The organism is Thermobifida cellulosilytica TB100 (assembly GCF_001517975.1).
Classification (GTDB): Bacteria; Actinomycetota; Actinomycetes; order Streptosporangiales; family Streptosporangiaceae; genus Thermobifida; species Thermobifida cellulosilytica.
In genome coordinates, this window is record NZ_KQ950183.1 from 422139 (window position 1) to 445659 (window position 23521).

Sequence of the window (23521 nt, forward strand, 5' to 3'; positions counted from 1 at the left end):
CAGGTTCGTCCACCCCTCGGTAAACGCTTTCTGTGCGGAGGAGGGGACGGCCGGGCGCCTCGCAGAGCGCGGGGACCGAGGCGGGCGGCCCCGACCGGCCGGTGCTGCCCGCCGACAGCGGCGCCATGGCGCACTTCCGGGCCACCCGGCTCGGCGCGGTCAGCTCCGCGCCGGGCCGCGAGCCGACTGCTGCGCCACCCGGGCGGGCCGGGCACGCGCGCACCGGCATGCACGTCAGGCCCGCGGTGTTCTGCTCCGTCTGCGCCGACACCGGGTACCCGGAGGAGGCCGCCGGGTGCGTCGGCTTCCTGCCCGGCAGCGGGGAGGCCCGCGGTCCTGCCGGCCGGGGCGGCCTGTCGGCGTCGACGTCCGCGGGCCCGCCGCGGGCGCTGCCCGAGGCCGACAGGCGCAGCGCCGAGTTCCTCGCCGCGCGACACCGCCAGGCGCCCCGACGACGGCCTGATGCCCGGCGGACTCGCCCCGGCCGAGGCCGCCGCCGGGGCGCCTGGCCCCTCCCGCCCCGTCCAGCGGAAGGGCCCGCCGCGTCCTCCCCTTGCCGCGCGGCGGGCCTGCCCCGTCCGGCCGTCAGAGCGCGGCCTCGACCCGTTCGGCCAGGTCTTCCGACAGCAGACGGGAGTAGGTGGCCGTGATGTGGTGGCTGTCCCGGTAGACGAGGACGTTGCCGATCACCGCCGGGCAGACGTCGTCGAGGCAGAACCGGTCGCTCAGGTCCACCACACGGGCGTCCACGCCGCTCTCCTCCGCGGCGATGACCTGCGGGTCGCCGCCTCCCAGCGCGCGGTCGCGCTCCCGGACGCACGCGTCGGTGTCGGGGGCGTGCAGGTCGATGCACTCCACGATACGGCTGCGGGCCGTGGGGGTGTCGCGCAGCGCCACCACGGTGACGCCCATCGCGTCCAGCTTCCGCCACAGCTCGGACATGCCCTCGGCCACCGCCTCGCGCGCCTTCTCCTCGTCGTCGATCCCGTAGGGGGCGGCCTGCGCCCGGGAGCTGGTGAACACGATGTCCGGCCCCAGGTCGCGCAGCCGCTCCAGCACGTTGCCGGTCCACTCCCGGCACTGGGTGTAGGGCTCCTCCTCGCCGGGGCGCACGAGCAGTGTCGCGGTGAAGGCGCACGACGACTTGGTGAACGTGTGCAGCTCCCACCCGCGCTCCTCGGCGACCTCCTGCAACGCGGGGGACCAGTGCGCGGCGTGCGAGTCGCCCACGAGCGCCACCGTGGTGTCGGCGTCCTCGGCGCCGTAGACGCACGGCGAGGGCTCGGTGTCGGTCTCGGAGGACTGGCAGCCGTCGCCGTAGAGGTCGGGCAGGTCGTCCTCGGCGGTCAGCACCGAGGGGTAGGGGGGAGCGGTGAGCGCGTCGGGCTCGTCCGCGACGTCCAGGGCCTGCGGCCCGAGGTGGACCTGCGGGTCGAACTCGGTGGAGCGGACCTGCTGCACGTGGAGCTGGATGCCCCACGCGGCGCCCGCCACCACCAGCACGCCCGACAGGGCGAACGCCGCTGCCGACCGCCCGGTGGCGAGCAGACCGCGCACCCGCACCGGGTCCTCCAGCACGATCTTGGTGGCCCAGGCCAGGGCCAGGGAGAGCGCGGCCACCGCCGCCGCCTGGGCGGGGGACAGCTCCGGCACGTTGAGCACGCCCAGCGTGATCACGACGACCGGCCAGTGCCACAGGTACAGGGCGTAGGAGAGGTCGCCGACGAGGCGCGCGGGCCGGGTGCTCAGCAGCCGCCCCGCGCTGTAGCGGCTCCTGCCCTCGCCCGCGGCGATCACCGCGGCCGCACCCAGCACCGGCAGCGCGGCGGCGTACCCGGGGAAGGCGGTGTGCCCGTCGTAGGCGACTGCGGCGACGGCGACGGCCGCCAGGCCGGCCCAGCCCAGCGGGTCGCGCAGCGGGCCGGGGACGCTCCACCGGGACAGCGCGAGGGCCAGCAGGCCGCCCGCGGCCAGCTCCCACATCCGGGTCCAGGGCAGGAAGTAGGCGGCGGTCGGGTCGGACGAGGTCAGCAGCACCGAGCAGACCAGGGAGGCCGCGACGACCGCGGCCACGGCGCCGCCCAGTACGGCGGCGGCCCGCCGGGCGCGGATCCGGGAGCGCAGCGCCGCCCACCCCACGAACAGCAGCGGCCACACCAGGTAGAACTGCTCCTCCACGGCCAGCGACCAGAAGTGCTGGACCGGGCTGGGCGCCTCCTCGGCGGCCAGGTAGTCCACGGTCTGCCCGGCCAGGACGAAGTTCTCGATGTAGGCGGCGCTGGAGGCCAGTTCGAGCGCGGTCTGCTCCAGGCGGGTCGAGGGCAGCAGGAGCAGGGCGGCGGCCGCGGTCGCCGTGAGCACCAGCGTCGCGGCGGGCAGGATGCGCCGCACCCGCCGGATGTAGAACCGGCTGATCGAGACCCTGCCGCTGGAGCGGACCTCGCGCAGCAGCAGGGAGGTGATGAGGAAGCCGGAGATCACGAAGAAGACGTCGACTCCCACGTAGCCGCCGGTCAGGTAGGAGGAGTCGAGGTGGTAGACGAGCACCAGCAGTACCGCCACGGCCCGCAGCCCCTGCACCTCGGGGAGGAAGCGCCGGGGTGCGGGGCGGTGCGGACGCGTGCCCGTGGGCGCGGCGGAGTGCGGTGCAGGGGCGTCCACTGACACGAGGTATCGCTCCAAGCGTCGGTCGGAAGCAGGTTGGTACCCGAGGGGTCACGGCGTTCCGTCGCGGAACGTGCTCGGGGGAAGAGATCCTCTCAGGATCTGTTCAGAAAATTCTCATATTTCGCCCAGAAAATCACGTGGTTCGGGCGTGGTGGACACGCTGGGCGACCGCCACGATACACAGGTGCGCCCCGGGGCGGGGGCGAACGCGGGAACGCGGAGCGCGGGCGGGCAGGTCAGGCGCGCCGCCGTCCGCGGCGGGCCCGCCCGGCGAGAGCGCGACGGCTCACCCGGCCCGCGCCGGGGCGGCGGCCGCGCCCTCGGCCGCGCCCGGGGCCAGGTGGGCGCGGACGAGGTCCCGCAGCACCGCGGCGACGCGGTCGGGGGCCTCCAGCGGGGTCATGTGGCCGATGCCCGGCAGCAGGACGAGGTCCTCGCAGGCGGGCAGCGCCTCGGCGAGCCGGTGGGCGTGCAGCGGCGGGGTGAGCCGGTCGGCGGTTCCGGCGAGGACGCGGGCGGGCACGTCGAGGCGGCGCAGCGGCCCGGTCAGGTCGAGGTCCCGCAGGACCGCTCCCCACCGGGCGCGCGGCACCGGCCGGCAGGCGTGCACGATGCGGGCGCACAGGTCCACCGTGTCGGCCGGGGCGTCGGCGGCCATGACGACGCGGCGCAGGCCCGCGCGGGTGAGCGGGGTGACCGGCCCCAGCGGCAGCGGGACGGTCAGCGCGCTCCGCCGCAGGGCCGCGCGCAGCCGGGCCGGGCGGCGCAGCGGGCCGCCCAGGACGAGGGCGGAGGACACCAGGTCGCGGCTGCCGGTGCTGGCCAGCAGCACGGCCGCGGTCCGGGAGCGGAACGCGGGGCGCTCGGCGGCGGCCATGACCGCCATGCCGCCCATGCTGTGGCCGGCGACGACGGCCCGCGTGCCGCGGGCCACCGTCGCCCGCAGGACCGCGCACAGGTCGTCGGCCAGGGCGGTCGTGCCGTAGCCGCCGCGGCGCGGGACCTCGCTGCGGCCGTGGCCGCGCTGGTCGTAGAGGACGACCCGCAGGTCGGCGCCGAGGGCGCGCAGCACGGGCGTCCAGAACAGGGTGGAGCAGGCCCAGCCGTGGCTGAGGACCACGGTGGGGGCGTCCTCGGGGCCGTGGACCTCGGCGTGCAGCAGGGTGCCGTCGTCGGAGCGCACGCGCAGCACACCGGCGGGCCGCGGGGGCCGCAGCGCGTCGGGGAGTCGCACACTGCCTCCGGTGCGGTCGTGGCGGGCGGGGCGCGGACGGGGCGGCGCCTCCCGGCGGGTCCGTGCGGGCCCCGCCGTGCAGGCCGCCGGACGGCCCGGCGGAGCCGGGAGCGGTTCCGTCCGCCGCAGGCCATCGTAGCCCCGGCTCCGCCGGACCGCCCGGCGGCCGTGCTCCGCCCGCACCGCCCCCGGCAGCCGCCGTCGGACCGGCGGGTGCGCACGTGCGCCGGGCCGGGCCCCGGTCACAGCCGGTCGAGGAGCTCGGTCTTCTTGGCCTGGAACTCCTCCTCGGTGAGCAGGCCCTCGTCGCGCAGCCGCCCCAGTTCCCGGATGCGGTCGTAGACCGTCTTCTCCCCGGCGGGGGCGCCGAGGTCCGGGGCGGGCAGGGCCGCGGCGCGCCGGGAGTCGGCTTCCCGCGCCCGCAGGTGGGCGGTCACGGTCGCCGCCATCAGCAGCATGCGGGCCTCCTCCCTGCGGGAGGAGCCGGTCACCAGGCAGTGCGGGTCCTTGTCCGGCTTGGCGGAGGGGGAACCCCCCGAGTCGTGGGTCAGGATCCGCAGGTGTCCCTCGACCCAGCCGTCGGAGGGCACCCACTCGACGCTGCGGATCTCCGGGAGGGCGAACTCCCGGCGCTGCTGCTTCCGCTTGGCGGAGTCCGCGGCCCACCCCGACCACACCAGGCGCACCGTCTCGCCGTCGAAGAAGGCCGTCCCCTCGGAGGTCTGGACGTGCAGCGGCAGCGGCGGGACCAGGCGCACGGCCAGTTGCTCCGGGGCGGGCGAGGGGGCCGCGCCGCGCGCGGCCTGCGCGGCGGCGGTGAACTGGTCGGCGTAGTACTCGGCGAGCAGTTCGCGCTGCGGGGCTCCGGTCAGCACGAACGGGTGGCTTCTGCCGTTCAGGCCCGCGCCGACCGCGGAGAAGGGGTCGACGCGGTCGTGCAGCCGCAGTCTCAACTGCCAGCTCTTCCCCCGGAGCCTGGAGGGGGTGAACTCCGCCGAGGAGAGGGCCGCCACGGGCACGTCGCACCGGCCGAGCTCGGCCAGGAACGGGTCGGCGCGCCAGCCTGTGCGGTAGTGGAGGGAGACCGTCTCCCCGTCGAACCGCCAGACTCCCTCGCGTCCCTGCAACTCGTCCACCCGGCAATTCTAGGAAACCGGTGCAGGACGGGCGCCCTGCCGCGGCCCCCTCCCGCTGACCGGGGTGGCGACCGCGGCTCCGCGGATCAGGCCGCGGCCCCGTCGACGAGGCTCCCCGACGGCTGCTGGAACTGTGTCCGGTACAGCTGCGCGTAGCGGCCGCCTGCGGCCAGCAGCTCGGCGTGCGTGCCGCGCTCCACGATCCGCCCCGCCTCGACCACCAGGATGAGGTCGGCCGACTGGACGGTGGACAGCCGGTGCGCGATCACCAGGGCGGTGCGCCCCTCCAGCGCCTCGGAGAGCGCCTCCTGCACCTGCGCCTCCGAGTCGGAGTCCAGGTGCGCGGTGGCCTCGTCCAGGATCACCACCCGGGGCCGCGCCAGCAGCAGCCGCGCGATGGTCAGCCGCTGGCGCTCACCGCCGGAGAACCGGTAGCCGCGCTCGCCCACCACCGTGTCCAACCCGTCGGGCAGGGACGCGACCAGGTCGGCGATCCGGGCCCGCCGCAGCGCCTCCCACAGCTCCTCCTCGCCGGCCTCGGGGCGGGCCAGCAGCAGGTTGGCCCGGACGGTGTCGTGGAACAGGTGCCCGTCCTGGGTCACCATGCCCAGGGTGGCGCGCAGCGAGTCGAACGACAGGTCCCGCACGTCGACCCCGGACAGCCGCACCGCCCCCTCGTCGACGTCGTAGAGGCGCGGCAGCAGTTGGGCGATCGTCGACTTGCCCGCGCCCGAGGAGCCCACCAGCGCCACCATCTGCCCCGGCTCGGCACGGAACGACACCCCGTGCAGCACCTCCTCGCCGCCGCGGGCGTCCAGCCGCGCCACCTCCTCCAGCGAGGCCAGCGACACCTTCTCGGGCGAGGGGTAGGCGAAGCGCACCCCGTCGAACTCCACCGACACCGGGCCGTCGGGCACCTCGCGGGCGTCCGCGCGCTCCTGGATCAGCGGCTCCAGGTCCAGCACCTCGAAGACCCGGTCGAAGCTCACCAGCGCGCCCATCACCTCCACCCGCGCGTTGGCCAGCGCGGTCAGCGGGGCGTAGAGGCGGGTCAGCAGCAGCGCCAGCGCCACCACCGAGCCCGGGTCCAGTCGGCCGTGCAGCGCGTAGAACCCGCCCAGCCCGTAGACCAGCGCCAGGGCCAGCGCCGAGACGAGGGTCAGCGCGGTGAAGAACACGTGCTGCAGCATGGCGCGGCGCACGCCGATGTCGTGCACCCGTCCGGCGCGCGCGGCGAACTCCGCCGACTCCTGCTCGGGGCGGCCGAACAGCTTGACCAGGGTCGCCCCCGGGGCGGAGAAGCGCTCGGCCATCTGCGTGCTCATCGCGGAGTTGTGGTCGGCCGCCTCGCGCTCCAGGCGGGCCAGCCGGGCGCCCATGCGGCGCGCGGGCAGGACGAACACCGGCAGCAGCGCCAGCGCCAGCAGGGTGACCTGCCAGGACAGCCCCACCATCACCACCAGCGTCAGGGTGAGCGTCACCAGGTTGCCCACCACCCCCGACAGGGTGTCGCTGAACGCCCGCTGCGCCCCGATGACGTCGTTGTTGAGCCGGCTGACCAGCGCCCCGGTGCGGGTGCGGGTGAAGAACGCCACCGGCATGCGCTGCACGTGGTCGAACACGGCGGTGCGCAACTGCAGGATGAGCCCCTCGCCGATGCGGGCCGACAGCCACCGCGTGGCCAGGCCGACGCCCGCCTCGGCCAGGGCGATGGCGGCGATGAGCACGGCCAGCCCCACGACGAGCCCGGTCTCGGCGCCGCCGACGATGCCGTCGACCACCCGGCCCGCCAGCACCGGGGTGGCCACCGCCAGCACCGCACCGACCACGCTGCACACCAGGAACCAGACCAGCCGGACCGCGTGGGGGCGGGCGAACCCGGCGATGCGCCGCAGCGTGGCCGCGGACAGCGGGCGCCGCTCGTCGGGGGCGTGCGTGGCGCGGTACAGCGCGCGCCAGGCGGTCATCTCCATGCTCATGAGGTGGTCACCGGCCTTTCCGGGTAGGGACGAAGGACAGCGGGCGGGGCACTGCTCGACGCCCGACGCGACGGAGCCTAAAAGCTCGACTTAGGTTGAGGTCAACTCCGCGGGGCGGGCGGGCCGGGGGCTCCACCCCCGTCTTCGTCGAACACGTGTACGATAACAGTGGCGGCTGGGAGGAGCCCTCCGCAGACACCCGGGCGAGGGCGGTCGGGCGGGGCCCAGCGGAGCCGCCGGAAGGAAGGCCGCCATGGCGCAGTCCCACACCGCGTCGACCGCCCGCTGCGGGCCGACGGGGGGCGGACCGTGAACCGCCCCGTCGGCCCGGCCGTCGAGGCGGCCGGCCTGGTCAAGAACTTCGGGCGCACCCGCGCCGTCGACGGCGTCGACCTGCGGGTCCCGGCCGGGGGCGTGTACGGCGTCCTGGGGCCCAACGGAGCGGGTAAGACCACCGTCATCCGCATGCTCGCCACCCTGCTGCGCCCCGACAGCGGGTGGGCCCGGGTCTTCGGCCGCGACGTGGTGCGGGAGGCCGACGCCGTGCGCACCCTGGTGAGCCTGACCGGGCAGTTCGCCTCGGTCGACGAGGATCTCACCGGCACCGAGAACCTCGTCATGCTGGCCCGGCTGCTCGGCTACCGCCGTGCCGCCGCCCGGGCCCGGGCCCGCGAGCTGCTGGCCGCCTTCGACCTCGCCGAGGCCGCCGCAAAACAGGTCAAGACCTACTCCGGCGGCATGCGGCGGCGGCTCGACATCGCCGCGAGCATCGTGGTCACCCCGCGGCTGCTGTTCCTCGACGAGCCCACCACCGGCCTCGACCCGCGCAGCCGCAGCCAGGTCTGGGACATCGTGCGCGCCTTGGTCGCCCGGGGCACGACGGTGCTGCTCACCACCCAGTACCTGGACGAGGCCGACCAGCTCGCCGACCGGGTCGCGGTGATCGACCGCGGCCGCGTCATCGCCGAGGGCAGCCCCGGCGAGCTCAAGGCGTCGGTCGGCACCGGCACCCTGCACGTGCGCCTGCGCGACCCCGACCGGCGCGGCGAGGCCCGGCGTCTGCTCGGCGAGGTGCTGGACGCGCCCGTGCAGGAGGAGGGCGACACCTCGGCGCTGTCCGCCCGGGTCTTCGACCCCGCCCTGGCGGCCCGCGCCCTGGCCGAGCTGTCCGCCGCCGGGCTCGCCGTCACCCACTTCTCCCTGGGGCGGCCCAGCCTCGACGAGGTGTTCCTGGCCCTGACCGGCCGCCCCACCGGCACCGACGACACCAGCGAGGAGGCGGCATGACCGCCACGACCACCCGGTCCCCGGCCGGGACCGACGAGAGGCTGCACACCGCCCTGGCGCACCGCGCCCGGCCGCCGCGCCCCGGACCGGTGACCGCGTCGCTCGTCTTCGGGTGGCGGGCGCTGCTGAAGATCAAGCACGTGCCCGAGCAGCTGTTCGACGTCACCGTCTTCCCGGTGCTGTTCCTGCTGATGTTCACCTTCCTGTTCGGCGGCGCGCTGGCGGGCTCCCCGGACGTCTACATCCAGACCCTGCTGCCGGGCATCCTGGTCATGACCGTCGTCATGATCACGATGTACACGGCCGTGGTCCTCAACACCGACATCCAGAAGGGGGTCTTCGACCGGATCCGGTCGCTGCCGGTGTGGCGGCCCGCGGCACTGGCGGGCGCCCTGCTGGGCGACGCGGTCCGCTACACGGTCGCCTCGACCGTGGTCGTCGTGCTCGGGCTGGCCCTGGGGTTCCGGCCGCAGGGCGGCGCGGCCGGGGTGCTGGCCGCCGTGGCGGTGCTGGTCGCCTTCTGCTACAGCCTGTCGTGGCTGTGGAGCATGCTGGGCCTGGTGCTGCGCACGCCCAACTCGGTGATGAGCGTGAGCATGATGGTGCTCTTCCCGGGGACCTTCCTGACCAACGTCTTCGTCGACCCGGCCACCATGCCCGGCTGGCTGCGCGCGTTCGTCGAGGCCAACCCGGTCACCCACCTGGTCACGGCGGTGCGCGGCCTGGTGCACGGCACGGCCGCCGCCTCCGAGGTGGCCCTGGTGTTCGCCGAGTGCGCGGTGCTGGTCGGAGTGTTCGCGCCGCTCACCCTGTACCTGTACAACCGCCGCAACTGAGCGGTGCGCGGCGCCGTCGGGCCGCGGCGGCCGTGGTCTGCCGCACGTACCAGGACAGCAGCGGCCCCCTGCCGCGGATCGCGGTGCGCACCGGCGGGGCGGCAGTGGACGCCGCGCGCGGGCCCGCGGGCCGCACGGCCGGAGAACCGGCTTCCCCTGCCGTGGAAGAGGCGTTTCGCACCCCCGGCGGACGAGGAAGCGCCCGGGAGGCCCGCCGCAAAAGGTCGCCGTGCGCAACTGCCCGGGCCGTGGGCGCGGAGGGTTGTTTGGCGCAACTGTTCGGGGGTGCAATCCTCGGGAGGGATGGACACGACACCGGCACACCGGCTGCACCGGGCGCTGACGGACCTGATGCGCCTGTCGGGGCTGCTCCACAACGACCAGCAGGTCCTCGGCCACCCCGTCTCGCTCTCCCAGGCGTTCGCCCTGGACGAGCTGGACACCCCCGGACCCCCGCTGTCCCAGCAGGACCTGGCCGAACGGCTGGGACTGGAGAAGAGCACCGTCAGCCGCCTGGTCGCCGACCTGGAACGCAAGGGGCTGGTGCACCGCGAACGCGACCCCGCCGACCGCCGCACCTACCGGCTGCGCCCCACCGAGCGGGGCCGGCAGGTCCGCGCCCACATCGCCGAACTGTTCCGGCAGCGCTACGAGCGGTGGAGCGCGGCCATGACCCCCGACGAGCACGACGCCCTGATGCACGGCCTGTCCGCCCTGCTGCGCGCCGTCCGCGACGACCCGCCGCACCCGGTCCGTCCCCGGCACGCGCGCAGCCGCCACACACGAGGAGGCACCCGCCCGTGGAGAACGACAGAGGACTCCGCCCGCCGCCGACCGGCCTGAGCCGCCTGCTGTTCCGGCTGCCCGTCCACCTGTACCGCGCCCGCCTGGGCTGGCTGTTCGGCGACCGGCTGCTGATGCTCACCCACACCGGCCGCGTCACCGGCCGCACGCGCCGCACGGTCGTCGAGATCGTCGAACGGGACCCCGCCGACGGCTCCTTCACCGTCTGCTCCGGGTACGGCCCCCGGGCCGACTGGTACCGCAACCTCATGGCCCGCCCCGAGGCCGCCGTCCAGGTCGGCACCCGCACGATCCCGGTCACCGCCGAACCGCTGCCCGCCGACCGGGCCGCGGAGGCGCTGGTGCGCTACGCCCGGCGCCACCCCAGGGCCGCGCGCTCCCTCAGCCGGCTCGTCGGGCTGCCGCTCGACGGCTCCGAGGCCGGCTACCGCCGCGCGGCCGAGATCCTGCCCTTCGTCCGGCTCGTCCCCCGGCACCGCGGCTGACCCCGCTCCGCGCGGCCGACGACGCCCCGGACGCCGTCGGCCGCGGCGTCCTCCGCCGAGGAGGGCCGCACCCGGAAGAGGAGAACCGCCCGGCGGAACCGCCGGCGGGCCTGCCCGTACTCCTGGCCCCGCCGGACCCGAAGACGGTGACCGGGCCCCCGGTGGACCACGGCCGTGCCCCGCCACTGCGGCACGGGCCGTCGGCCGCGCCGAAACGCCGGTTCTCCCCGTACCCGGCCGCGAAGGCCGCGGCGGCGCACCGCAGCCGCGCGTCGTCGAAGAGCCGCACGGCCTCCCCCTCGACCACCGGGGCCAGCCCTTCGCCGGGCGCGGTGCGGCCGGTGGCCGGCACACGGTGCGGAGCGGCCGCCGGGCCGGCGGCCCTGCGCTCGTGCAGCCCGGCGCACGAGCACAGCGCACCGTCCCGCCGTACCGCCGTCAGCGGGGCGACGTGCAGGCGCCCGCACGCCGCCCCGTCGACGGCCGGAACACCTCGGCCGACGCCGGCAGGGCGCGCGCCCGCTCCCGGTCGAACGCGGCCGCCCCCTCGCTGCTGTACCCGGCACCCGGCTCCCCCGCCGGGGCTGCGCGTCCCGTCGCGGCCCCTCCCGCGGGCCGCTCCGTGCCCCCCGGGGCGCACCGGCCGACCGTCGGCCGGGGGCCTCGGGCGGGCGGCTTCCCCGCGGGGCCGCGGCACCGTCAGTCCAGGATCGGACGGAGCGCGGCGACCAGCCGCCGCTTCCAGGACACGACGTCGCCCGGCACGTCCGGGTACTCGGCGACGAACTCCGCCCAGTCCACCTCCCAGCCCATGACCAACGACTCGGTCAGGCCGTCGAACCGGTACTCGGCGTCGGCCAGCACCCGGGCGACCAGCTCGCGCGACGGGAGGTACCGCTCGGCCAGCAGCACCGCGTCGTAGAGGTCCTTGCCCTGCGGGTAGCAGTCGTCGTGCAGCCACAGCAGCTTCCAGGCCAGCGACAGCTGCGGGCTCGCCCCCAGCAGGTGCAGCGCGCCGCCGTCGAGGGTGGGCACCAGCGCCTCGACGGGGGGCTCCGGCAGGTGCTCCCCGAACACGAAGTCGAGCTGGAGGGTGCCGTCGGGCACCTCCGGGTGGGACCAGCGCAGCAGCATTCGGCGCCCCGGGACGCGGTCGTAGGTCCAGATGTCCTCGACGGCGACGTCGCCCGTGTCGATGCGGGCCCCCATGAGGGTCAGGGAACTGCCGTGCACCGCCTCGACCAGCCGGTCGAGCAGCTCCGCGGCCTTCGGGTCGTCGACGCCCAGGGAGGGCGGGACCACCACCCAGTCCAGGTCGCCGGGGTCGCGGGCCGCGCCGCCCACCCACGACGGCATCAGGGCGCTGCCGCGCAGCACCAGGTGGTCGGCCCACTCCGCGGCGGACACCAGCCGCAGCAGGTGCTCGCGCACCGAACGGCGCACCAGGCGCCACCGCGCGGCGGTCGCGGGGTCGTCGAAGACCGGCTCCCCCGCCCGGAACGCGTTGTCGAACTGCTTGGTCGCCGGGTCGAAGACCGGGTACTGGCGGGCCTGCTCCCCGTGGGTGACGGGCTGGTAGGTCGCCGGGAAGCCCGCGCTGCCCGCCTCGGGGACGCGCCTGCCGGCGGGGCCGGCGCCGTCCGGGGCCCGCCAGGACGTCTGCTCGGGGGTGGACCATCCCGCGTCCAGCGACAGCCGGTCGTCGAGGACGACGAACTCCCGCTCGACCTCCAGGACGGCGACCCCCAGGTCCGCCAGGACCGCCAGCAGCTCGTCCAGGCGCCGGCCCGCCTCCTGGGCGCCGATCCGGTAGCCGCGCTGGGTGACGAACCGCTCGTGCCGTCCGTCGGCGCGCCGCCGCCGGGCGTTGCGCGACAGGTGCGCGCCGTGCCGCGCCACCGCCCCGCGCACCCGGTCCAGGTCCTCGTCGTCCAGCAGCAGCTTCACGTGGTGCTCGAAGTACTGGTCGGGCCGGTTGGCCACGGCTTCCTCGTCGGTCTGCGGCACCCCCGGGTTCCACGGCGCCGCCTCGATCTTGGTGCGCACCACCGGCCAGCCGAGCCCGGCCAGTTCGGCGGCGTAGCGCTCGGCGGCCGCGCGCTGCTCCTCCAGCGAGCCCGAGGCGGTGAAGGTCAGCATCGGCTGGTCGGCGTGGCGTCCCCGGTCCAGCAGGATGCGGGTGTACTTCAGCCCGCGCCCGGCAGCCCAGCGCTCCAGCTCCTGCTCGTCGCCGCCGCTGAGGGGGGACACCGTCAGATGGGTCTCGAACTCCCCGGTCTGCACCGACATCATGCACCACTCCCTAAGGTCCGGCGCCCGTGGCGCCCGCGGACGGATCCGCGGCCACGCTACTGGGGAGGCAGGCGCTCCTCCCACCGAATTTTCCGGTTCCGCGGCGCGGCGGGACCGCGCGGATCGGCGGCCCGCCGGGGGTTTGCCGCCCCCCGCCGGGGATAGTGCGGACGCCGTGACCCGGACCTCGGGCGCACGGATCCCGCAGCGGCGCCCGTCGACGACGGCCCCGCCCGGCCCGGGAGCGGGGCGGCCCGCTCCCGGGCCGCAGCCAGCAGACGGAAGGGTGATGACGACAATGACCGCTTCGGACGTGGTCCAGCCGACCACCGCGGCGCCCCGGAGACGGCCCAGGGGGTCGGTCATCGCCGCGTGGATGTCCTCCACCGACCACAAGGTCATCGGCTACCTGTACATCTCCACCGCGTTCGTCTTCTTCCTCGTGGCGGGGGTCATGGCGATGCTGATCCGCGCGGAGCTGATGTTCCCCGGCATGCAGTTGATGACCAACGAGACCTACAACCAGTTGTTCACGGTGCACGGCGGCGCCATGCTGCTGCTGTTCGCCACCCCCATGTTCACCGGGTTCGCCAACGTCATCATGCCGTTGCAGATCGGCGCGCCCGACGTGGCCTTCCCCCGGCTGAACATGTTCAGCTACTGGCTGTTTCTGTTCGGCGGGCTCATCGTCGTCTCCGGGTTCGTCACCCCCAGCGGCGCGGCGAGCTTCGGCTGGTTCTCCTACGTGCCGCTGTCGGACGCGGTGCGCTCGCCCGGCATCGGCGGCGACCTGTGGGTGCTCGGCCTGATCGTCGCCGGCCTGGGCACCATCCTCGGCTCGGTCAACTTCATCACCACCATCGCGTGCATGCGCGCGCCCGGCATGACCCTGTTCCGCATGCCGATCTTCACCTGGAACGTGCTGTTCACCAGCATCCTGGTGCTGCTGGCCTTCCCGGTGTTCACCGGGGCGCTGGCGGGACTGGCCGCCGACCGGATCCTGGGGGCGCAGGTCTTCGACCCCTCGCACGGCGGCCCGATCACCTACCAGCACCTGTTCTGGTTCTTCGGCCACCCCGAGGTCTACGTCATCGCGCTGCCGTTCTTCGGCATCGTCACCGAGGTCGTCCCGGTGTTCAGCCGCAAGCCGCTCTTCGGCTACAAGGGCATGGTGGCCGCGACCGTGGCGATCACCGGCCTGTCGATGACGGTGTGGGCGCACCACATGTACCCCACCGGCGCGGTGCTGCTGCCGTTCTTCGCCTTCCTGTCGTTCCTGATCGCGGTGCCCACCGGCGTGAAGTTCTTCAACTGGATCGGCACCATGTGGCGCGGCCAGCTCACCTTCGAGTCGCCGATGCTGTTCGCCGTCGGCTTCATGGTCACCTTCCTGTTCGGCGGCCTGACCGGCGTGATCCTGGCCTCCCCGCCGCTGGACTTCCACGTCACCGACACCTACTTCGTGGTGGCCCACTTCCACTACGTGGTGTTCGGCACCGTGGTGTTCGCGATGTTCGCGGGCTTCTACTTCTGGTGGCCCAAGTTCACCGGGAAGATGCTCAACGAGACGCTGGCCAAGTGGCACTTCTGGCTGCTCTTCTTCGGCTTCCACGGCACCTTCCTGGTGCAGCACTGGCTGGGTGCCGAGGGCATGCCGCGGCGCTACGCCGACTACCTGCCCAGCGACGGCTTCACCACGCTGAACCAGATCTCCACGGTCGCCTCCTTCGTCCTGGGTGCGTCCACCCTGATCTTCCTCTGGAACATCTGGACCACCCACAAGAAGGCGCCGAAGGTGACCGTGGACGACCCGTGGGGCTACGGCGCGTCCCTGGAGTGGGCGACCTCCTGCCCGCCGCCGCGGCACAACTTCACCTCGCTGCCGCGCATCCGCTCCGAGCGTCCCGCCTTCGACCTGCACCACCCGTACGCGGCGGCTCCCGCAGCCGCTGCGGAGAGCGCGAAGAAGTAGGAGGGGAGCAGCATGCGCGTTCAGGCACTCCTGTTCATGGGGGTCTCCAGCTTCTTCGGTGCGATGGCCGTCATCTACGCCCTGGCGAGCTGGTACTTCGTCGGCGAGATCGAGTGGACCGGTACGGTCACCCTGCTCATCGCGATCGGCTTCGGCTGGATGGTCGGCTTCTGGCTGTTGCAGGCCACCCGGCGCAGTGAGCGCTACCACGGCCTGCCGCCGGAGGAGCGGATCGACGCCGAGATCGACGAGGGCGCGGGCGAGTACGGCTTCTTCAGCCCGCACAGTTGGTGGCCGCTGTTCGTGGCCATGTCGGTGGCCTTCACCGCGGTGGGCGTCGCGGTCGGCTGGTGGATGGCCGCCATCGGCGCACTCGCGCTCATCCTGACCGTCATCGGCTGGGTGTTCGAGTACTACCGGGGCGAATTCCAGCACTGACAGCACTCCGGACACACCGGGGGCGGCGCCTGCTTGGCCGGGCGCCGCCCCTTTCGGTATCTTTCTGATCACGGGCCAGGTGCGTGTCGAAAACGTGACACGCGCCGGGGCCCTTTTTCTTTTTTCGCTTGAACTTTTCGGTCAGGCCGCGCGTCCTACCAGCCGCAGAACCATGTTCACCAGAGGAATCAGATACTGGAGGTCGCACGAGTGGAGGGCAGAGCATTCCCGGCGGCTCGCCGTCTCGGGGTTGGATTGGCGGCAGCGAGCCTCCTCTTCACCGTGGCGTGCTCCGGTTCGGGAGGAGAAGAAGCCAGCGGCGTCAGCAACGAGTCTCCTACGGTAGAGCTCACCATCGTCCCGGCCGACGGGGAGACCGAGGTCGCCCCGAACACCCCGGTGACGGTCACCGCGTCCATCGGCACGATCGAAGAGGTCACCGTCACCCAGACCCCCGCCGCCCCGGAGGACGCCGACGCCTCCGCCTCGCCCGAGGCAGCGGAGACCGAGGAAGCCGAAGAGGCCGGCGCGGGGGAGGTCGACGAGATCACCGGGACCCTCAACGAGGACGGGACCGAGTGGGTCAGCGACTGGACGCTGACCCCCGGCAGCACCGTCACCGTCGTGGCCACCGGCAAGAGCCCCGAGGGCGAGACCGCGGAGTTCACCAGTACCTTCACCACCCTGGAGGCCACCCCCGGCCACCGGCTGGAGGTCCAGTCGAACTTCCCGGTCAGCGGTGACGTGGTCGGCGTGGGCATGCCGGTCATCATCAACTTCGACCTGCCGGTGGAGAACAAGGCCGCGGTGGAGGCGGCACTGGAGGTCGTCTCGGAGAAGCCCACCCAGGGCGCGTGGAACTGGTTCGGCGACCAGACGGTGGTGTTCCGCACCGAGGAGTACTGGGAGCCCTACCAGAAGGTGACCGTCAACATGCACCTGGCGGGCGTGCAGGCTGCCGAGGGGGTCTACGGGATCGAGAACCACCAGCTCACCTTCGAGGTGGGCCGCTCCCAGATCAGCGAGGTCGACAGCGAGACCCACCGCATGGTCGTCACCCGCGACGGGGAGCAGATCAAGGACTTCCCGATCAGCACCGGCAACGCCACCACCCGCGCCTACACCACGACGTCCGGGACCCACCTGACCATGGAGAAGTACCAGCACCTGGTCATGGACTCGGCCACGGTCGGTATCCCGCCGGGGCACCCGGACTACTACAAGCTGGACGTCAACTACGCGGTCCGCTTCTCCAACAGCGGCGAGTTCACCCACGCGGCGCCGTGGAACGGCTCGCTGGGCCAGGCCAACCTCAGCCACGGCTGCGTCAACATGAGCACCGCGGACGCCCAGTGGTTCTACGAGAACTCCTACATGGGCGACCCGCTGGTGGTCACCGGCACCGACCGGGAGCTCGAGGTCGACAACGGCTGGGGCTACTGGCAGCGGTCCTGGGAGGAGTGGCTGGCCAACAGCACGCTGGGCGAGGCGGACCGTACCGACGAGCCCGGCTCTCCCGGCTCCCCGCACCGTTCTGTCGGGGAGCAGGCCGAGGCCGCCGAGTAGGCCGCACCACCCCGCACCCGAGGAGCACAGAGGCCCCCGCAGCGCTGCTGCGGGGGCCTCTTCCCGTCTTCTCCCCGTTCCCTTCCCAGGGCTGGCCTCCCGGGCGCCCACGGGCCGCTGGAGCGCCTTCCAGGAGGGGCAGGTGGCCGACCGGTCCCGGACGGCGGGGAGGAGCCCTGACGGCGGCCACGGCGCCGGCGGGAGGTCCAGAGGGGCGGGAGCCCTCGGGGGCTCCGGAAGCCGCCGCCCCGGCCGGAGGGCCCTCCCGCGGCGGCCAGGGGCTGCCCGATCCGCCTCCGTCCGGCAGCGGGAGGGACGGCAAGCCCGGCAGGGGAGGCGGGGCCGGGCGGCGGGAGGCCCGGCACGGGGCTCTGGCGGCCCTGCCGGGCACACGAGAAGGCCCGGCGGGGAAGAACCCCGCCGGGCCTCGGCCGTTGCCGTGGCGGCCGCCACGGCGCCTGCGGTTAGTGCTGTCCGACCTTCTCCTCGGAGTGCGCGCCGTGCAGGTGGGCGTGCGGCTCCACGTCCTCGAAGGACACGTTGTCCTTCGTGTACCAGTGGGCCAGGCGGATCCGGAGCTTGCCGAAGAGGCCGCGCGCGGCGGGGGACTCCACGCCGTTGGCGTCCACGGTCGGCGGGACGGACCGGAAGCCCTGGTACTTGGCGCTCTGGAGCACCTCGACGGTCTCCGGAGAGGACGGCTTGTGGACCTCGACGAACTCACCGCCCGGGAGCTGCGTGATGGTACCGCTCTCGTACCCGTGCTCCAGGGTCGCGCGGTCCCGGCGTTGCAGGCCCAGGCAGATCCGCTTGGTGATGATGAACGCCAGGACCGGTGCCACGAACAGCGAGATCCGGAAGACCCACGTGGTCGTGTACAGGCTGATCTGGAACGTGTGCGACAGGATGTCGTTCGATCCGGCCAGCCAGAGCACACCGTAGAAGGTGATGCCCGCGACGCCCAGGCCGGTGCGGACCGGAGCGTTGCGCGGCCGGTCGGCCACGTTGTGCGCCCGCTTGTCGCCGGTGATCCAGGCCTCCAGGAACGGGTAGACCGCCAGGCCGCCGAAGAGCAGACCCATGAAGCCCAGACCCGGGATCAGCACGCCGGTCACCACCGCGTACCCGCCGATGTCGAAGTCGAACCAGTCGGGGAACAGGCGCAGCGAACCCTCCAGGAAGCCCATGTACCAGTCGGGTTGCAGACCCGAGGTGATGGACGTCGGAGTGAACGGCCCGAACAGGTGGATCGGGTTGATCTGCACGAACGCGCTCAGGCCGGCGATGGCCGCGAACGTGAAGAAGAAGAACCCGCCCGCCTTGATCGCGAAGCCCGGGAACATCGGCGTGCCGACGACCTGCTTCTCCGTCCGGTTCGGCCCCGGGTACTGGGTGTGCTTCTGGTACCACAGGATCATGAAGTGCGCCGCGATCAGCGCCAGCAGGATGCCCGGCAGCAGCAGGATGTGCAGCATGTACAGCCGCGGGATGATCGCCTCGCCGGGGAACTCGCCGCCGAACATGAAGAACGACAGGTACGTTCCGATGACCGGGATCGCCAGCAGCACACCCTGGAAGATGCGGATGCCCATGCCGGACGGCAGGTCGTCGGGCAGCGAGTAGCCGAAGAGGCCCTCGACGATCGCGAGGGAGAAGATCCCCACGCCGATCAGCCAGTTGATCTCACGCGGCTTGCGGAACGCGCCGGTGAAGAACACCCGCAGCATGTGCACGACCAGCGACGCCACGAAGATGAGCGCCGCCCAGTGGTGGATCTGCCGGATCAGCAGACCGCCGCGCACGTCGAAGGTGATGTGCAGGGTCGAGGCGTAGGCCTCGCTCATCCCCACGCCGCGCAGCCGCTCGTAGGAGCCCTCGTAGGTGGTGTGCGCCATGCTGGGGTTGAACCACAGGGTCAGGAACACACCGGTGAGCAGCAGGATGATGAACGAGTACAGCGCGATCTCGCCCAGCATGAACGACCAGTGGTTCGGGAAGACCTTGCGCAGGTTCTTCTCGCCGATCTTGGCCAGATGGAACCGGTCGTCGATGTAGTTGCCGATGCCGCGCAACGCCTTGGGCGCCTGCGGTGCCTGGTTGTCGCTCATCAGTCCTCAACTCCAGCGTCCCAGAAGGTGGGGCCGACCGGGGCGGAGAAGTCTCCGGCCGCGACGAGGTAGCCCTCCTCGTCGACCCTGATGGGCAGTTGCGGCAGAGGCCGGTGCGCCGGGCCGAAGACCACCTTGGCGCCGTTGGCGGCGTCGAAGGTGGACTGGTGGCACGGGCACAGGATCCTGTGCGTGGTCTGCTCGTACAGGGCCGCCGGACAACCCACGTGGGTGCAGACCTTGGAGTAGGCGACGATGCCGTCGTGCGTCCACTCAAGCTGCTGTTCGGACATGTCCGGACCGAAGTCCTTGGGGTCCATCCTGATGAGGATGGTGATCGTCTCGGCCTGGTCGTTCATGCTCAGCCCGTGCTCGGGGTCCTCGACCTCGGGAAGCACGGAGATCATGCTGCCCGGGACGAGGTCCTCGGCCCGGACGCGCCGGTTGGTGCCCTCGACGACCAGGTGCATACCGTCCCGCCAGAGCGTCCGCTTGAGCTGGTCACCGGGCAGCGGGCCCATGTCGCGCAGCAGCACGACCGGGGCCAGCCCCAGCGGCACCATGGCCAGCAGCAGGGTGCGCCGCATCAGCGGGCGCTTGGTGAAGCCGCTCTCGTTGGCCCCCCGCATGAAGAACTCGCTGAAGGAGCGCTTCTCCTCCTCCGACGAGGGCATCTCGTCGTAGGGCGAGGAGACCTCGTAGTGCGGCAGCACCCGGCGCGCCCACACGGTCATGCCCGCGCCGATGCTGAAGAGCGCCAGTGCGAGGGTGCCGCCGAGCAGCATGTTCGCCCACTGGGCGGTCTGCGGGTCCGCGATGGAGGGTGTGCCGTCGCTGTTGGCCGGGAACATGAAGTAGCTGACGAAGAAGCCGATGCCCGCCAGGAAGGCGAGGAGGAACCACAGCGCGGCCAGGCGTTCGCCCTTGCGCTGCACCTCCTCGGGACGGACATGGGTCTCCTCAGCCGGGTAGGGGCCCTCGTGTCGGCGGTGCGGCGCGTCCTCGGCGGCGGCCAGCGAGGCTCCGTCAGAGGCCGCCGGAGTGCCGATGACCCGTTCCCGGGGCTTGTCGGCGCCGGATTCGGCGTCGTGGTGGTTGGTGTTGTCAGTCATGGGCTCGCTGCTTCGCGGTGATCCAGATCGCGCACGCCACGATCAGGCTGAGGCCGATGGTCCAGCCGATGAACCCCTCGGCGACCTGGCCGACCCGGTCGAGGGAGAAGGGGCCGCCGGCGTTCGGCTCGGCCTGCAGATTCTTGACGAACGAGATCAGTGCCTGCTTGTCCTCCGGGCTGAGGGTGGCGTCGTTGAACACCGGCATGGCACCGGGGCCGACGACCATGGCCTCGTAGATCTCCCGAGGAGAGGCCTGGGAGAGCGCCGGAGCCCAGCGCCCGTCGGTGAGGGCACCGCCGGCGCCCGACCAACTGTGGCAGTGGGCGCAGTTGGTCATGTACAGGCGCATCCCGGCCTCGGTGTCCCCGCCGCCGACGTAGGCTTCGTAGTTCTTCTCGTACTCGGCCAGCGCCGCCTCGTAGTCGGCCTCCGAGTCGAAGTCGCTGCGCTGCGGGGCTTCGCCGGGCACGTTGTACGGGATGCCCGGCCCGCCCCCGAACGCGCTCTCCACGTAGGCGGCCAGGTCGGCGATCTCCTCGTCGGAGTAGACCTGCGGCCTGCGTGGCATCTGCACGTTGGGGTCGGTGGACGGCATACGGCCGGTGCTGACGTAGAAGTCCACGGCCGCAGCGCCCACACCCTCCAGGCTCGGACCCCAGGCGGCGGCGTCGCCGGTCTCCTCCTGGGTGCGGCCCTTGCCGTCCTCGCCGTGGCAGCTCATGCAGCTCTGCGTGTAGATCTGCTTGCCGTTGGCGATGTCGACCTCGCCCTGCTCCGACGAGGCAGCCACGGTGTCGGCCGCGGCTTGGTCAGGGGTGGGTGCGACGAGGGCGTAGCCCACCCCGAGAAAGGCCAGCGCGATGATGACGACGACATACCCCGCCAGGGGATGCCGTCGCCGCGCGGTAATCCATTTCACGGTTTCCCCGTTCGGGTCACTGGAGTAGGTAGATGGATGCGTACAGGCCGACCCAGACGACGTCGACGAAGTGCCAGTAGTAGGACACGACGATCGCGCTGGTCGCCTGCTGGTGGGTGAAGCGCTTCGCGGCGTACGTGCGTCCCAGCATGAGCAGGAACGCGATCAGACCACCGATGACGTGGAGACCGTGGAACCCCGTGGTGAGGTAGAACATCGAGCCGTAGGCGCTGGACTGCAGCGTCAGCCCCTCGTGCACGATGAGCTCGTAGTACTCGAAGCCCTGGCCGACGATGAAGATCGCGCCCATGACGAACGAGATGATGAACCACCTACGGAGCTTCTTGACGTCACCGCGCTCCGCGGCCCAGACGCCGAACTGCGCGGTGAAGCTGGAAGCCACCAGAATGATGGTGATGGTGGTGGACAGCGCGACGTTCAGGTGCGCGTCCGGCCACGGACCCAGTTCGGGGTTGCCCTTGGTCACGGATCGGATGGTGAAGTACATCGCGAACAGCGCCGCAAAGAACATGAGTTCGTTGGCAAGCCAGACGATGGTGCCAACACTCACCAGGTCAGGTCGCTTAGCCGCACCATGCACTGGTGTCGGCCCTGTCTCTTGGTTCGCGGTTACTGTCGCCACGCCAGCATTATTACGGCATCTTGCGGGGAGTGCTCCCCGCCCCCCCGTAACGCGTCGGACGAGGACGGAACCCGGGTGCGGCGCGCTGAACTCGTTCTCCTCGCGCCACCCCCGCTGCCGCCGCGGGATCGGCGGCCGGGCGCGGGGTTTTCGGACCGACCCTATCGGTTCGGCGCGGGTGACCGCGACGAACGGAGGGGGGCGACGCCCTGTCGTCTTCTCGACTGTGAGGCAATAGGCTCGCACAGAGCACCCCGGCCAGTGTTAAGGACGGTAACCATGGCGAACACCGGAACCGACAAGTCGGCGTCGATGCGCGTCCTCGTCTACAGCGACGACGCCTCCGTCCGCGAACAGGTACGTCTCGCGATCGGCCGCCGGCCCGCCGCCGACGTGCCCAGGGTCGAGTTCGTCGAGTGCGCGACCGCCCCCGCGGTCCTCAAGCGCCTCGAGGAGACCCGGATCGACGTCGCCATCTTCGACGGCGAGGCGCGGCCGGCCGGAGGGATGGGCCTGTGCCGGCAGGTCAAGGACGAGATCTTCGAGTGCCCGCCGGTCCTCCTCGTCGTCGGCCGCCGCGACGACAGGTGGCTCGCCTCCTGGTCGCGCGCCGACAAGGTGGTCGGCCACCCCATCGACCCCGTCGCCCTGGCCGAGTCCCTGGCCGAACTGATGCGCGACCGCGTCCGTCGGTTGGCCGCCGCCCGGTAGGCCCGGAAGAAGCGGGTAACAGCCACCGTGTCACTCGTCTGCGCCGCCGCGGCACCCCGCGGCGGCCGGTTCCTCCGGCCCTTCGCCGGCGCACTGCGTCACGGGGCGGACACCTCCCGATGGCGTCCCGGCGCCCGGCGCACCGCGCCCCGACGTGTCCCCCCTCCCGGTGAAAGCTAAGGAAACGAGGAATCCCCAGTGAGTGAACGAACCTGGTCCCACCTGATCGGCACCCTGCTCGACGGAGTCTCCCTCTCGGCCGCCGACACCGAGTGGGCGATGAACGAGATCATGTCCGGGTCGGCCACCGACGCCCAGATCGCGGGCTTCGCGGTCGCGCTGCGCGCCAAGGGCGAGAGCGTCGCCGAGGTCCGGGGCCTGGCCCAGGGCATGCTCGACAACGCGGTGACGATCTCCGTCCCCGGGGAGACCCTCGACATCGTGGGCACCGGCGGCGACCGCGCGCACACGGTCAACGTCTCCACCATGGCCTCGATCGTCGCCGCCGCCGCGGGGGCGCGGGTGGTCAAGCACGGCAACCGGGCCGCCTCCTCCTCGTGCGGCACCGCCGACGTGCTGGAGCGGCTGGGCGTGGTCATCGACCTCCCGCCCGCCGACACGGCCGCGGTCGCCGAGGAGGCCGGCATCACCTTCTGCTTCGCCCCGCTGTACCACCCCTCGCTGAAGTACGCCGCCAAGACGCGGCGCGAACTCGCCGTGCCCACCGTCTTCAACTTCCTGGGGCCGCTCACCAACCCGGCCCGGCCCGTGGCCTCCGCCATTGGCGTCTTCGACCGGGGCATGTGCGAGGTGATCGCCGGAGTCTTCGCCGACCGCGGCGCGCGCGCCCTGGTGTTCCGCGGCGACGACGGGCTCGACGAGCTGACGACCACCACCACCTCCTCGGTGTGGGTGGTGGCCGACGGCGCCGTCCGCCAGGAGCGGCTGGACCCCGCCGACCTGGGCATCGAGCGCTCCGAGCCGGACGCGCTGCGCGGCGGCGACGCGGAGTTCAACGCCCGGGTGGTGCGCGAGTTCCTGGACGGGCGCCCCGGACCGGTGCGCGACGCGGTCCTGCTCAACGCGGCCGCGGCGCTGGCCGCGCTCGACGGCGTCACCGGCTCCCTCACCGAGGCGCTGCGCACCCAGTACCGGCGCGCGGCCGAGGCCGTGGACAGCGGCGCGGCCCGGGAGAAGCTGGAGACCTGGGTCGAGGTCAGCCAGGACCGCGCCAAGCGCGCCTGAGCGCCGGCCTTCCCGGCGGCAGAGAGCAGCGGAGGCGTCGGCCGCGGCCCCGCCTGCGCCCGAGCGGGCGCAGGCGGGGCCGCG

18 protein-coding genes are annotated in these 23521 nt (G+C 72.9%); 9 read left to right on the forward strand and 9 right to left on the reverse strand.

Going from position 1 to position 23521, the window contains the following annotated elements; translation table 11 throughout:
* Positions 1-585: 585 nt before the first annotated feature.
* The 4 genes from AC529_RS14510 to AC529_RS14525 all read right to left on the reverse strand — a co-directional run bounded on the left by AC529_RS14510 (position 586) and on the right by AC529_RS14525 (position 7016).
* A complete protein-coding gene (locus tag AC529_RS14510) occupies positions 586-2661 on the reverse strand; it encodes an acyltransferase family protein (RefSeq protein WP_269745547.1) in 2076 nt (691 codons plus the stop codon).
* 292 nt (positions 2662-2953) lie between these two features.
* A complete protein-coding gene (locus AC529_RS14515; RefSeq protein ID WP_068757551.1) occupies positions 2954-3901 on the reverse strand; it encodes an alpha/beta fold hydrolase in 948 nt (315 codons plus the stop codon).
* 242 nt (positions 3902-4143) lie between these two features.
* Positions 4144-5037, reverse strand: coding sequence for a DUF4429 domain-containing protein (locus AC529_RS14520; protein ID WP_068757552.1), 894 nt, complete (start codon positions 5035-5037; stop codon positions 4144-4146).
* Between the two features lie 86 nt (positions 5038-5123).
* Positions 5124-7016 carry an ABC transporter ATP-binding protein gene (locus AC529_RS14525; RefSeq protein WP_068757554.1) on the reverse strand — a complete coding sequence of 631 codons (1893 nt, stop codon included), beginning with the start codon at positions 7014-7016 and terminating at the stop codon, positions 5124-5126.
* 309 nt (positions 7017-7325) lie between these two features.
* Here AC529_RS14525 and AC529_RS14530 point away from each other — a divergent pair, with 309 nt between their 5' ends.
* The 4 genes from AC529_RS14530 (at position 7326) to AC529_RS14545 (ending at position 10428) form a co-directional block, all read left to right on the forward strand.
* Complete coding sequence (locus tag AC529_RS14530) at positions 7326-8303, forward strand: ATP-binding cassette domain-containing protein (protein WP_068757555.1); 978 nt, start codon at positions 7326-7328, stop codon at positions 8301-8303.
* Positions 8300-9139: an ABC transporter permease gene (locus tag AC529_RS14535; protein WP_068757557.1), complete on the forward strand. Its 840-nt coding sequence runs from the start codon at positions 8300-8302 to the stop codon at positions 9137-9139. The genes AC529_RS14530 and AC529_RS14535 overlap by 4 nt, the downstream gene beginning before the upstream one ends.
* 303 nt (positions 9140-9442) lie before the next feature.
* A complete protein-coding gene (locus tag AC529_RS14540) occupies positions 9443-9982 on the forward strand; it encodes a MarR family winged helix-turn-helix transcriptional regulator (protein ID WP_068757559.1) in 540 nt (179 codons plus the stop codon).
* Positions 9940-10428 (forward strand): nitroreductase family deazaflavin-dependent oxidoreductase, encoded by a 489-nt coding sequence (locus AC529_RS14545; RefSeq protein ID WP_068757561.1) that lies wholly within the window; start codon positions 9940-9942, stop codon positions 10426-10428. Before AC529_RS14540 ends, AC529_RS14545 begins: the two co-directional genes overlap by 43 nt.
* A 699-nt stretch (positions 10429-11127) precedes the next feature.
* Here AC529_RS14545 and AC529_RS14550 read toward each other — a convergent pair.
* Positions 11128-12720 carry a nucleotidyl transferase AbiEii/AbiGii toxin family protein gene (locus tag AC529_RS14550; protein WP_068757562.1) on the reverse strand — a complete coding sequence of 531 codons (1593 nt, stop codon included), beginning with the start codon at positions 12718-12720 and terminating at the stop codon, positions 11128-11130.
* Positions 12721-13018: 298 nt separating this feature from the next.
* Between AC529_RS14550 and ctaD the strand changes: the two genes are divergently transcribed.
* From ctaD to AC529_RS14565, 3 genes are all read left to right on the forward strand, one after another.
* Positions 13019-14692, forward strand: coding sequence for an aa3-type cytochrome oxidase subunit I (gene ctaD, locus AC529_RS14555; RefSeq protein WP_068757564.1), 1674 nt, complete (start codon positions 13019-13021; stop codon positions 14690-14692).
* 12 nt (positions 14693-14704) lie between these two features.
* Positions 14705-15130: a cytochrome c oxidase subunit 4 gene (locus AC529_RS14560; protein WP_068757565.1), complete on the forward strand. Its 426-nt coding sequence runs from the start codon at positions 14705-14707 to the stop codon at positions 15128-15130.
* Positions 15131-15385: 255 nt separating this feature from the next.
* A complete protein-coding gene (locus AC529_RS14565) occupies positions 15386-16696 on the forward strand; it encodes a L,D-transpeptidase (RefSeq protein WP_232306743.1) in 1311 nt (436 codons plus the stop codon).
* 464 nt (positions 16697-17160) lie between these two features.
* On the opposite strand, the gene qcrB is transcribed toward AC529_RS14565, so the two are convergent.
* From qcrB to ctaE, 4 genes are read right to left on the reverse strand one after another with little or no spacing between them, the layout of a single operon-like run.
* A complete protein-coding gene (qcrB, locus tag AC529_RS14570) occupies positions 17161-18804 on the reverse strand; it encodes a cytochrome bc1 complex cytochrome b subunit (RefSeq protein ID WP_068757567.1) in 1644 nt (547 codons plus the stop codon).
* A complete protein-coding gene (gene qcrA, locus AC529_RS14575; RefSeq protein WP_068757569.1) occupies positions 18804-19916 on the reverse strand; it encodes a cytochrome bc1 complex Rieske iron-sulfur subunit in 1113 nt (370 codons plus the stop codon). The genes qcrB and qcrA overlap by 1 nt, the downstream gene beginning before the upstream one ends.
* Positions 19909-20838 (reverse strand): cytochrome bc1 complex diheme cytochrome c subunit, encoded by a 930-nt coding sequence (qcrC, locus tag AC529_RS14580; RefSeq protein WP_068757570.1) that lies wholly within the window; start codon positions 20836-20838, stop codon positions 19909-19911. The genes qcrA and qcrC overlap by 8 nt, the downstream gene beginning before the upstream one ends.
* A 16-nt stretch (positions 20839-20854) precedes the next feature.
* The gene (ctaE, locus tag AC529_RS14585; protein ID WP_083948259.1) at positions 20855-21481 is read right to left on the reverse strand and encodes an aa3-type cytochrome oxidase subunit III; all 627 of its coding nucleotides are present in this window, start codon (positions 21479-21481) and stop codon (positions 20855-20857) included.
* A gap of 279 nt (positions 21482-21760) precedes the next feature.
* On the opposite strand from ctaE, the gene AC529_RS14590 reads away from it, so the two are divergent.
* Positions 21761-22192 (forward strand): DNA-binding transcriptional response regulator, encoded by a 432-nt coding sequence (locus AC529_RS14590; protein ID WP_068757573.1) that lies wholly within the window; start codon positions 21761-21763, stop codon positions 22190-22192.
* A gap of 198 nt (positions 22193-22390) precedes the next feature.
* A complete protein-coding gene (gene trpD / locus AC529_RS14595) occupies positions 22391-23437 on the forward strand; it encodes an anthranilate phosphoribosyltransferase (RefSeq protein ID WP_068757574.1) in 1047 nt (348 codons plus the stop codon).
* The last annotated feature ends 84 nt before the right edge of the window (positions 23438-23521 follow it).

Bases quoted from the DNA above. Each gene is read 5' to 3' on its own strand.
- AC529_RS14525 (WP_068757554.1), bottom strand. From the start codon at position 7,016: ATGAGCATGGAGATGACCGCCTGGCGCGCGCTGTACCGCGCCACGCAC.
- AC529_RS14535 (WP_068757557.1), top strand. From the start codon at position 8,300: ATGACCGCCACGACCACCCGGTCCCCGGCCGGGACCGACGAGAGGCTG.
- AC529_RS14540 (WP_068757559.1), top strand. From the start codon at position 9,443: ATGGACACGACACCGGCACACCGGCTGCACCGGGCGCTGACGGACCTG.
- AC529_RS14550 (WP_068757562.1), bottom strand. From the start codon at position 12,720: ATGATGTCGGTGCAGACCGGGGAGTTCGAGACCCATCTGACGGTGTCC.
- ctaD (WP_068757564.1), top strand. From the start codon at position 13,019: ATGACCGCTTCGGACGTGGTCCAGCCGACCACCGCGGCGCCCCGGAGA.
- AC529_RS14560 (WP_068757565.1), top strand. From the start codon at position 14,705: ATGCGCGTTCAGGCACTCCTGTTCATGGGGGTCTCCAGCTTCTTCGGT.
- qcrB (WP_068757567.1), bottom strand. From the start codon at position 18,804: ATGAGCGACAACCAGGCACCGCAGGCGCCCAAGGCGTTGCGCGGCATC.
- qcrA (WP_068757569.1), bottom strand. From the start codon at position 19,916: ATGACTGACAACACCAACCACCACGACGCCGAATCCGGCGCCGACAAG.
- AC529_RS14590 (WP_068757573.1), top strand. From the start codon at position 21,761: ATGGCGAACACCGGAACCGACAAGTCGGCGTCGATGCGCGTCCTCGTC.